Genomic DNA, 9,954 nt, shown 5'->3' on the forward strand with positions numbered 1-9,954 from the left:
ACTCCCGACTCCCGACTCCCCAAACGCTCCAGCCAAAGATATGCTAGATCAACAGTGTCTAAATGATCAGCCAAGATGACCACCGTTAACGAAAACTACCTGAAATTGAAAGCGGGATACTTATTCCCCGAAATTGCTCGACGAGTCAACGCCTTCGCCCAAGAAAACCCCAACGCACCAATCATTAAACTGGGAATTGGCGATGTCACCGAACCCTTACCAGAAGCCTGTTGTCAGGCGATGAAACAGGCCGTCGAAGAAATGGGCAACCGGGAAACCTTCCAAGGCTATGGGCCCGAACAGGGGTATGCTTGGTTACGGGAAAAAATTGCTCAACAGGATTTTAATTCTCGCGGTTGTAATATTGATGCCTCGGAAATTTTTGTCTCGGATGGGGCAAAATGTGACACGGGGAATATTCTCGATATTTTTGGCAAGGATAATAAAATTGCGGTCACAGACCCGGTTTATCCGGTTTATGTGGATACAAATGTCATGGCCGGCCATACCGGAGAAGTGGATGAGACGGGGAAATATGGCGGTTTGGTTTATATTCCCATTAATGCAGAAAATAACTTTACGGCGGCTATTCCCACCGAAAGTGTCGATTTAATTTATCTCTGCTTCCCCAATAATCCCACGGGAGCAACCGCCAGTAAAGCGCATTTGCAAGCATGGGTGGACTATGCTAAATCCCATGATGCCATTATCCTCTTTGATGCGGCTTATGAGGCGTTTATCACTGATGATAGTTTACCCCATTCCATTTATGAGATGGACGGGGCCCGGGATTGCGCGATCGAATTTCGCTCTTTCTCCAAAAATGCCGGGTTTACAGGGACTCGTTGCGCTTATACGGTTGTTCCCCAAGGGTTAACCGCGAAAACGAAAGATGGAACTCCCGTAGAACTCCATAAACTCTGGAATCGTCGTCAATCGACCAAATTTAATGGAGTCTCCTACATTGTACAACGGGGTGCAGAGGCAGTTTATTCCCCAGAAGGTCAAGCCCAGGTAAAACAGTTAATTAATTTTTATCTGGAAAATGCCCAAATTATTCGGGATCAACTCGCTGCTGCGGGAATTACCGTGTATGGGGGAGTTAATGCGCCTTATTTATGGTTGAAAACTCCTGAAGGAATGTCTAGTTGGGATTTCTTTGATAAACTCCTGCATAATGCCAATGTCGTAGGAACACCGGGATCAGGTTTTGGTGCTGCGGGAGAGGGTTATTTTCGCATTTCGGCGTTTAATAGTCGCGCCAATGTGGAAGAAGCCATGAAGCGCATTACTGCAACGTTTAGTTAGATTGGTATGAGGTGGGGTGTTGGGTGATGCTCCACTCCACCTTATTGGACATAAAGAGGATTGGTCTATCTCCAGTTTCTTGACAATCTGTTTGTTACATTGTTACAATATAACGGACAGATCAGGTTTCGCTACAATGAGTCAAGTCATCCGCGTATCCGACATCACGTATCAAAGATTAGAAAAACACGCAAAGGGTTTTGATTCACCCGGAAATGTTATTGAAAGATTACTGGATTTTTATGATAAAAACAGTCCAAAACCTGTTACTTTTCCAGAACCTGTTCCTCCGCCAACAATACAAACTATAAACTCGAACCCTATAAACTTAAATCCTGATACCGTTAATTTAACTTATACAAAAATTCTGCAAGGACATTTTGGAGACAGTACAGTTAAAAGTTATAAAGATTTAGTTTATCAAGCACATAGATATGCTTTAGATGAATTTACTGTTGATGAAATAATAGCATTTTCTAAGTCAAATATTGTTAAAGGAAAACGTAATGATAGTGGTTTCTTCTTCTATTCTAATCTTGGTATTTCAATACAAAGGAATGATGCTAATAAATCTTGGCAAAGTGCTTTGTATTTTGCTAGAGAATTAAAAAAAGAGATAGAAGTCTTAGTTGAATGGAGAAATCATGAAAAAGCCGCCTATCCGGGGAAAGTAGGAAAACTTTGTATCAGTGAAGAAACCCGGTTTCTGTGATAGATGTTGCTGTTTTATCTAAAGTGCTGAAAGAAACCGGGTTTCTCATATCTGCTCATGCCTAGTGTATTGGTTTGAAGGTTAGCATAACACCTTATGCCCCATGCCGACCTTTTTAAACAAGTTGCAATTAAAAACCGCACAAATTTAATTTTTAGCAGGTTGTCTCTTTAATCATTCAGGAAATGTCCGAATTTTATCCCCCCATACACTGCGAGTAACCCTAAAACGGCACTTCCTAACCAATAGAGGGATAAGACAAAAAACCGTCCATCATTGAATAATTTAAAACTCTCTAACTCATAACTGGAAAACGTGGTATAAGACCCTAAAAAGCCGACCAATATTAAGCTTCTTACTTCTGGAGAAAGTTGAATCACTTGGGTTGTCAGGAGAGACACCAATAACCCCATCAAAAAACTGCCTGTGATGTTGACAAAAAAAGTCCCGTAGGGAAACGCTACCCCCAACAGTTGCGTTAACCAACGTCCTAGATAATAACGGCATAAAGCTCCCCCCACTGCACCGAAACTTACCGCAACGGGGTTTCTTACGACAGGACTCTGGAGGGATGCGCTGAGGACTTCAAACCAATGTTTCATTTAAGACGCGATCGCCGATAAACTGAACCAAAGGCCGAAAAACAGGCAGCAATTCTTCCCGACTGGCCACTAAACTGGGAAACGGTCTCTCCCCATAATCTTGCCCTTTTGTCAAGGGGAAAACCGGGTCGGGTTCGAGAGTGACGAACACCCCACCCGCCGCTTGTACAATAGACCACACTGCCGCAATATCCCAAATTTTCGGGGTGGCCTCGACTCCTCCCAACGCGGCCCCCGATGCGACTAAGACGCTGTTATAACTAGCCACCCCGATCATCCGAATTTTACAAGGGAAAGGCGTTTTCATTACATCGGTACTCCGAGCGCAGAGATTGAAGATATGATTTTGACTGGGGTTATCAGGACTGGTATGGAGGGGTTGGCCATTCAAATAGGCCCCAGTGGGTCCGGTGAGTCCAGTGTCTCCGTACCAATACCCATAAAATTGTTGTCGGATTTGGGGAAAATTGACAAAGCCAAAGACAGGCATTCCTTGATATAACAAGCCTAGGGAAATCCCCCAAATAGGAATCCCACGGGTAAAATTTGTTGTCCCATCAATGGGATCAATTACCCAACACCAGTCGTTATCGGGGAAAATATGTTGGGTTTCCTCGGATAATACACCGTGATCGGGGAAAGACTGACCAATGGCGGTGCGAATTTCTTGGTCTGACCATTTATCCGCTTCGGTGACTAAACTACCGTCGGTTTTACGAACCGCTTGAATTTTGCCAAAATCTTTGATCAACTGTTGGCCGACTCGTTCGGTGGTGTTTTGACAAAAGGTTAAAACCGAGTCCCAAAAGGCATTATCCATCTAAGTCTCCTTCCATGACAGTTTGGACTGCATTCCCCACATTTTCTTGAAACTCCTCTACATTCACTTGGTTTAACAGTACCGTCGCGCCTAATGCAATTAACCCTTCCATGGCAAATACGGACGCATAGGCCATAAAGGGGGTATTAAACAAGGCTTTGCCCACATCTAACAATATGCCACCCAAGAAGATAGCGAGTCCTCGCGCTAGAGACTGAGACAGGCCCCAGGCCCCGATAAAAGTCCCGGCGGTTTCGGCGGTGGTTAAGTCTAACATTAAACAAATGCCCCCAATGGTGGCAACTCCGGCAGCAATGCCAAAAATTAACATGGCGGCCTGTAAAATTTGGGGATTGGCGGTGAATCCAGAGAAAATAATGAGTAAGAAACAAAAGGCTACGGCTAAACAACCAATGCGGGTGGTGAGTTTTTTCCCTAACCGGGGGACGACTAAAAATCCGGTGGTACTGTAGCCGATTAAAATACCAATTCCCCAAGCGGCGTTGAGTTGGGTGGTTTCCCCAATGGGCATCCCAAATACTTCGCCTCCGTAAGGTTCTAGGACTGCTTCTTGTAGGAATAAGCCTAGGGTTAAGGTGAGGAGGAAGAAGAAGAAAATGGCGGTTTGGCGACTTTGGGTGAGGATGCGGAGGGCATTGCCTAATGTAATACTATCTTCTCGGTCTTGGGCGGAGGATCGGACGGCGTAATAGGAGTATTTTTTCTCAATTCCCCAGGTGGCGATAAAGGCTAATGCGATGAAGACGATGGGAACGACGGTAAAGAGGAGGTTGAGGGGAAAATAGAGGTCGTTGAGGGTGATGTTGGTTTGGCCAATAAAGGTTTTTCCCCAGATGCCTCCGGTAATGCCACCGATGACAATGCCGACCATCAGCATGGACCAGACGATGGGGACCAGTCGGGGGCGGTTGTTTTCGTCGGAGATATCGACTAATAAGGCGGTGAAGGGGACGGAACAGGATGCGATCGCTAGCCCATACACCACAAACACTAACCCCAAACACACCGTCCATAGCACTGTAGGCGCGTTCCACACCCAACCGGACTCCGAAGCCATTCCCAGTTGCCAAGCCACCTGTACGGCTAAAAAAACGGCAATTCCCGCCGCAATTGCCCCTATCCTCACATACCCCGTCCGGTGTAGGCCAAACAACGGTTTCGCATCGGAGAGTTGGCCAAACCAAACCCGGGCCGGAGAAAGTAAATATTGCAAGGCCACAGCCCCGGCAGTAATCCAAGCGGGTATATTAAATTCGGAGATCATTACCCGATTGAGGACTGCAACCGTTAACACGGCCATCAAACCCACTCCCAAATTAAATAACCCCAGTCGAAAGACGTTTAAGAGGTTGATGGGTTTGGGTTGGGAAGGGGTTTGTCTTTTCTGATCGACAAAATCCGGAGTTGCCATAATGCTGTTGTTGACTCTAAACAGTAATCAGTAATCAGTAATCAGTAAACAGTAATCAGCGTCCGAAGGGAACTCCGGAACTGGGAATAGGGAATAGGAAGGTTTTACCCTTACCCTAAAAAGAAGTCAGAAACTAATCACAGTAAGCCTTTCAGCTAATTTTAGGCGATTGTAGTTTCACCGAGAGTAAACAGTAATCAGTAAACTGTTACCAGTTGTTACTCCCCATCTTCCCCATCTCCCCTATCTTCCCCATCTCCCATCACCAAATCCTGAAACACCCCTTCAATTAACTGTTTCGCCTTCTCGTCTAACCGTTGCCACGCAATGTCCCCGGTTTCGTCGAATAGACTCACATCAACGTCCACCTGGGGATTCTCTTGGGGCGGTTCTGGGGGATAATTGAGAAAGCAAATTTGAAAACATACCTCCCAGAGGTTGAGGGTGGCAATGGCCGTCTCCCCTTGACTTAAATGGAGTTGATACCCTGGGATTGGGTCTTGAATTTCCTCATATTTTCCCTGCCAGTCGGTCTTTTCCAAGCATTTCCGCAAATTATCAATCACGCGAATTAAGGTCGGTTGCATCAACAGTTGGGCTTGTTCCCAACTCAGGGTATCTTGAAAACGAATCGTCATAAGTAACTCGGTAGTCAGGTTAAATTAACTTGGCAGGTGAGGGAACAGGGAACAGGTGAGGGAACAGGTAACAGGTAAAGGATACAGCGATTTAAAGCGCAGATCAAAACGTGCAATTTATTATTAGGTTGAGGCAGTTAGAATATGGGGTCAGTCAATCCCAACCAAGAGATTGTCTTTCTGTATCTGGCCTACAATCCCGCTTACAATGAAATCATTGGTCTAATTGTTCACTGAAATGACTCGTCCTGTCCCGAAACGCTTTCCCAGAGTGCCTGCTGAACGCCGTTTTTGGGCGTTTGTGATTGATTTTGTCTTGACTTGGTTAGTCAGTTCCTTTGTGGGGAATTGGTTTTTTCAGGGGTTGGTCTTCCTTGTCTTGTGGGGGGTAAACCGGGTGGTGGTGGTGGACCGCAACGAGGGGCAAAGTTTGGGGTCTTGGTGTATGGATATTAAAGTGTTAGACCTCCAATATCGGAAAGTCCCGGATATTTTCATGTTGGCTAAACGGGAAGGTGTTTTAGGTGGGTTAGCGTTGCTGGCCATGGCCGGGTTTAATGTCTTTTTTCTCAATCCCTTCTCTACCCTGTTACTCGTTTCTCCGGTTATTATTGATTGTGGGATTGCCTATGCTGATGATGACTGGAATCAGACTTTCCATGACCGTCTGGTGGGGACGGTGAAAATTCAAACTCAACGGGGTATTTCTCTGGATATTCAAGTGCGCCGCCTCCTTGACGAAGTGCGCTATCGTATGCGACGATGATAAGTCGCGTTTAAATTATTTAATCCCTTGCGATCGCTAATCCGATTCAGGGAAAACAGCTAAATTAACGGGACGTAAGCAAGAGCTATGGCAAGTAAAAAGGGCGTTAGACTCATTATTACTCTAGAGTGTACCGAATGCCGCACCAACACGGATAAAAGAACTCCTGGAGTTTCGCGGTACACCACCAGCAAAAATCGACGGAACACGACGGGACGCATGGAACTGAAAAAGTTTTGCCCCCACTGTAACAAGCACACCATCCACAAAGAAACTAAGTAAAGGTAACTTAGTCAGTCCCCTACTGATTTCTGAGACGATGGCTAAAACCCGGAGTAAACTCCCCAGAGAAGGACAGACACTCCCTAACGGTTTCCGTTAAACAATTTTTAGACAATTTTTAGGCGTAAACGACAAAAATAAACGAATTATGGCTTATTATCGCAAACGACTCTCTCCCATTAAACCCGGTGATCCCATTGATTACAAAGACGTGGAATTACTGAGAAAATTTATCACCGAACGGGGCAAAATTTTACCTCGTCGCATCACCAACTTAACCGCAAAACAGCAACGAGACTTGACATCTGCGATAAAATATGCTAGACACATGGCATTATTACCCTACATCAACGCAGAATAATCCCGTTAGGCGTTAAAAATACCGTTGACGAATCCTTAAAAATCCCATCATACCAATAGGGGTGCAAGTATTGCACCCCTACATGGTTGAAATTTCACCCCACCGCAAAATCCCCGCTTTCTCGCAGTGTAGGAGAATAGAAGGCCAACACAACGCTTACCTTTCAACACGATAAGCAGTCATGGGTTCTTTGATCAAGCGAATATAAAAATGTTTAAACGTAGATCGCAAGATGCGCGGTACTCCAAAATCAATGGGCTGTAAGGCTTCTGGGAGTTTCCAATTAGAGACTTGGAGGGTACGGGGATGGAGTAAGGGAAATTCTAAACTCTCCCAAGACGGGGCAATGTGTAAACGGTGGGCCGCTGCGGCAGTGGGGACTAATTCGGGGTTGACGTTGAGGATATCTAAAAAGGCCATATCTAAGGCAAAAACGTTCTCAGAAGCCCCTAGAAGCCCTAAAAAGCGCGGTTCTCCTCCACTCGGGCCATTTCCTTCATGGGCGATGATCCCGTCTATAATCGTTAAATTGGGCTGAATGGCGTTGGCGGTTTCGACGAGCATTTCCCCAAAACGGTTGGCATCTTTCCCCGCGTCTAAATGCCACCAGGCTTTCATTTTGCCAGGTACACAACCAAAGAGGTTTTTTACCCCTAATGTCATGGTTAACTGGCAGTGAGACTTGACTTTGGGGAGATTAATCACTACATCTGCATTCATAGCTTCTTTGGAGAGTCGGAGGTGATTAAACGTCTCACTGGTGACAGCATAGCGATCGCCGTGAAATTCTACAATTGGTAAACCGTATTCCTCGCAGAAGGGCAAATACCCGTTATTTTTCGCCACCCCTCGCGCACTGCCAAAGGCCGGACTATCCCCTAAAAATGGCTCTCCCCCCGCTTCTTGTACCAGTTGAGCGACGGTACACACTAACTCAGGCCGTGTGATACATTCTCCTTGGGGGCGACTTCCTGTGAGAAGATTGGGTTTGAGTAAGACGCGATCGCCCGCTTTCACAAACGCTTCTATCCCCCCCAAAGGCCGCAACACCTCCAAAACCGACTCCCTAAGTTGGGGCAAGTCATAACGCTCTGCACGGTTCACACTAACAAGAGCCATAGAAATTATGTGAAAATTCTTTTGTTATATATTAGGGCAAGAGAAAAGAGGAGTGAGGCAATTGCACTGAATCTCCCATTACCGATTACCCATTACCCATTACCCATTACCCATTAACACCATGCCAGACTTCCAATTTTCCTGTCCAATTCCCATTGATCAATATCCCCATGTCTTAATGGCCCATGGGGGGGGCGGAAAGTTGATGCAGCAACTCATCCAAAAAATGTTTCTCCCCGCTTTCGGGAATAATGGCAAACCTAGCACCCTACAACACGATTCCGCGTTACTGAAAATCCCGACAGAGTTAATTGCCTTTACCACTGACTCCTATGTCATCCATCCCTTATTTTTCCCTGGGGGGGATATTGGTTCAATGGCCGTCTATGGTACGGTGAATGACTTGGCTATGAGTGGGGCCCGGCCTTCCTATATCAGCGTCAGTTTTATTTTAGAGGAGGGGCTACCCATGAAAACCCTCTGGAATGTGGTTCAGTCCATGCGACGGGCCGCTATGGAAGTGGGGGTGCAGATTGTCACCGGGGATACGAAGGTGGTGGATAAGGGGAAAGGAGATGGGATTTTTATTAATACTGCTGGAGTGGGGATTGTTGAATATCCTTATGCTATTGCCCCTCAATCTATCCGCCCCGGCGATGTTATTTTGTTAAATGGCGATATTGGCCGCCACGGCATTGCCATTATGGCCATGCGGGAGGGGTTGGAGTTTGAAACAACTATTAAAAGTGATTCGGCCCCAGTGTCTAATGTGGTTTTAGAGTTACTGAAAGTGGGTGTCACCATTCATTGTTTGCGTGACTTAACCCGTGGGGGGTTAGCGAGTGCGTTGAATGAAATTGCCCAAACCTCTGGGATGGCCATTCAGGTAGATGAAGGATTAATTCCTGTGCGGGAGGATGTGCGCGGGGCCTGTGAAATTTTGGGTTTTGATCCCCTTTATGTGGCCAATGAGGGGCGGTTTATTGCCTTTGTGCCACAGGGGAAGGTGGAGAAGGCGTTGGCGATTTTGCGATCGCATAACAGCGACGCTTGCGGCATTGGCAGCGTCATTGGCCGCAGCAACCGTAATATGGGCTTAGTTACCCTCCAAAGTCAAATCGGCGCAAACCGCATTTTAGACTTATTAAGTGGCGAACAACTCCCCCGTATCTGTTAACTTGGTTCTTATACGCGATCCGGTCTCGAAAAACCCTAAAAAATCCTGAAACTCCCTCCGGGTGGGCATTGTCCACCCTACAATGATTAAGACTTGGGTTAAAGCCCAAGGCATATCTCCTTAGTCTCTTACAGAAAAATCAGTCAAAAAGCCATCCATTTCAAACGGATGGATGAATGACCATTGGTTTAACCCAAAGCATATTAAAGTCACTTCCTCATTAGTCTCTTAACCCGTTAAAAACGGGTTTAAGCTCTTAGCCTTGGGTTTTAACCCAAGGCTCAACCCCAAGGCATATTAAACTCACTTTCAATCCAAGAATTCTTGTTCAACCCAAGAATTATTTTTTCACTTTCAATTCTTCCGAAATAGCCCAACCGCAGCCCATTATAACTGATTTAACTCCCAAAAATTATTAATTTTTGTTTACCAAAAATAATGGGTCTAAAGCCTCGCTCTTTTAGGGCGACTTGATGCTATAATACTTTTGTTTAGGTTTATCTCACGTAAAATGCTCGTCTTAGAGTTCAAGGCTAAAGGAAAACCAACTCAATACAGTGCCATTGATGAGGCCATCCGAACGGTTCAATTTATCCGCAATAAAGCAATTCGTTTTTGGATGGACAATTTAGGAGTTGGACAAAAAGACTTGTATCGTCTCAGCAAGGTACTTAGAGATGAGTTTCCCTTTGCTAAAGCCTTAAATTCTAGCGCGTGCCAAGCATCTATCGAAAGAG

General features: G+C 45.7%; 11 protein-coding genes and 1 pseudogene. 7 read left to right on the plus strand and 5 right to left on the minus strand.

Translation table 11 applies throughout. The features are described from left to right. Positions 1 to 75: 75 nt before the first annotated feature. Together PN462_RS07085 and PN462_RS07090 are read left to right on the plus strand one after the other, a co-directional pair. A complete protein-coding gene (locus PN462_RS07085) occupies positions 76 to 1,308 on the plus strand; it encodes an LL-diaminopimelate aminotransferase (RefSeq protein WP_272127348.1) in 1,233 nt (410 codons plus the stop codon). A gap of 136 nt (positions 1,309 to 1,444) precedes the next feature. Next, complete coding sequence (locus PN462_RS07090; protein WP_272127349.1) at positions 1,445 to 2,020, plus strand: T4SS efffector SepA family protein; 576 nt, start codon at positions 1,445 to 1,447, stop codon at positions 2,018 to 2,020. 170 nt (positions 2,021 to 2,190) lie between these two features. Here the strand turns inward: PN462_RS07090 and crcB are convergent, their stop codons facing one another. From crcB to PN462_RS07110, 4 genes are all read right to left on the minus strand, one after another. Next, positions 2,191 to 2,622, minus strand: a complete 432-nt coding sequence (gene crcB / locus PN462_RS07095; protein WP_272127351.1) for a fluoride efflux transporter CrcB — start codon at positions 2,620 to 2,622, stop codon at positions 2,191 to 2,193. Next, positions 2,606 to 3,442, minus strand: coding sequence for an inositol monophosphatase family protein (locus PN462_RS07100; RefSeq protein ID WP_272127352.1), 837 nt, complete (start codon positions 3,440 to 3,442; stop codon positions 2,606 to 2,608). The genes crcB and PN462_RS07100 overlap by 17 nt, the downstream gene beginning before the upstream one ends. Next, positions 3,435 to 4,874, minus strand: coding sequence for a BCD family MFS transporter (locus PN462_RS07105; RefSeq protein WP_272127353.1), 1,440 nt, complete (start codon positions 4,872 to 4,874; stop codon positions 3,435 to 3,437). Before PN462_RS07105 ends, PN462_RS07100 begins: the two co-directional genes overlap by 8 nt. 218 nt (positions 4,875 to 5,092) lie before the next feature. After that, positions 5,093 to 5,512, minus strand: coding sequence for a hypothetical protein (locus PN462_RS07110; protein ID WP_272127354.1), 420 nt, complete (start codon positions 5,510 to 5,512; stop codon positions 5,093 to 5,095). Positions 5,513 to 5,750: 238 nt separating this feature from the next. On the opposite strand from PN462_RS07110, the gene PN462_RS07115 reads away from it, so the two are divergent. From PN462_RS07115 to rpsR, 3 genes are all read left to right on the plus strand, one after another. Then, positions 5,751 to 6,278, plus strand: coding sequence for an RDD family protein (locus PN462_RS07115; protein WP_272127355.1), 528 nt, complete (start codon positions 5,751 to 5,753; stop codon positions 6,276 to 6,278). Between the two features lie 87 nt (positions 6,279 to 6,365). Beyond that, on the plus strand, positions 6,366 to 6,560 hold the full coding sequence (rpmG, locus tag PN462_RS07120; protein WP_272127356.1) for a 50S ribosomal protein L33: 195 nt from the start codon (positions 6,366 to 6,368) through the stop codon (positions 6,558 to 6,560). A 148-nt stretch (positions 6,561 to 6,708) separates the two neighbouring features. After that, the gene (rpsR, locus tag PN462_RS07125; protein WP_272127357.1) at positions 6,709 to 6,921 is read left to right on the plus strand and encodes a 30S ribosomal protein S18; all 213 of its coding nucleotides are present in this window, start codon (positions 6,709 to 6,711) and stop codon (positions 6,919 to 6,921) included. A gap of 156 nt (positions 6,922 to 7,077) precedes the next feature. Here rpsR and PN462_RS07130 read toward each other — a convergent pair whose 3' ends face one another. After that, positions 7,078 to 8,040 (minus strand): DUF362 domain-containing protein, encoded by a 963-nt coding sequence (locus tag PN462_RS07130; RefSeq protein ID WP_272127358.1) that lies wholly within the window; start codon positions 8,038 to 8,040, stop codon positions 7,078 to 7,080. A gap of 121 nt (positions 8,041 to 8,161) precedes the next feature. Between PN462_RS07130 and hypE the strand changes: the two genes are divergently transcribed. Both hypE and PN462_RS07140 read left to right on the plus strand, forming a co-directional pair. After that, positions 8,162 to 9,217, plus strand: a complete 1,056-nt coding sequence (gene hypE, locus PN462_RS07135; protein ID WP_272127359.1) for a hydrogenase expression/formation protein HypE — start codon at positions 8,162 to 8,164, stop codon at positions 9,215 to 9,217. 511 nt (positions 9,218 to 9,728) lie between these two features. Continuing rightward, positions 9,729 to 9,954 (plus strand): annotated as a pseudogene (locus PN462_RS07140) (hypothetical protein); the annotation flags it as partial.

It is taken from the genome of Spirulina sp. CS-785/01 (assembly GCF_028330525.1).
Lineage (GTDB): Bacteria > Cyanobacteriota > Cyanobacteriia > Cyanobacteriales > Spirulinaceae > JAQMSD01.

What these genes read in the sequence shown, in the direction of transcription:
- PN462_RS07085 (WP_272127348.1), top strand. Translation starts at nt 76, where the DNA reads ATGACCACCGTTAACGAAAACTACCTGAAATTGAAAGCGGGATACTTA.
- PN462_RS07090 (WP_272127349.1), top strand. Translation starts at nt 1,445, where the DNA reads ATGAGTCAAGTCATCCGCGTATCCGACATCACGTATCAAAGATTAGAA.
- crcB (WP_272127351.1), bottom strand. Translation starts at nt 2,622, where the DNA reads ATGAAACATTGGTTTGAAGTCCTCAGCGCATCCCTCCAGAGTCCTGTC.
- PN462_RS07100 (WP_272127352.1), bottom strand. Translation starts at nt 3,442, where the DNA reads ATGGATAATGCCTTTTGGGACTCGGTTTTAACCTTTTGTCAAAACACC.
- PN462_RS07105 (WP_272127353.1), bottom strand. Translation starts at nt 4,874, where the DNA reads ATGGCAACTCCGGATTTTGTCGATCAGAAAAGACAAACCCCTTCCCAA.
- PN462_RS07110 (WP_272127354.1), bottom strand. Translation starts at nt 5,512, where the DNA reads ATGACGATTCGTTTTCAAGATACCCTGAGTTGGGAACAAGCCCAACTG.
- PN462_RS07115 (WP_272127355.1), top strand. Translation starts at nt 5,751, where the DNA reads ATGACTCGTCCTGTCCCGAAACGCTTTCCCAGAGTGCCTGCTGAACGC.
- rpmG (WP_272127356.1), top strand. Translation starts at nt 6,366, where the DNA reads ATGGCAAGTAAAAAGGGCGTTAGACTCATTATTACTCTAGAGTGTACC.
- rpsR (WP_272127357.1), top strand. Translation starts at nt 6,709, where the DNA reads ATGGCTTATTATCGCAAACGACTCTCTCCCATTAAACCCGGTGATCCC.
- PN462_RS07130 (WP_272127358.1), bottom strand. Translation starts at nt 8,040, where the DNA reads ATGGCTCTTGTTAGTGTGAACCGTGCAGAGCGTTATGACTTGCCCCAA.
- hypE (WP_272127359.1), top strand. Translation starts at nt 8,162, where the DNA reads ATGCCAGACTTCCAATTTTCCTGTCCAATTCCCATTGATCAATATCCC.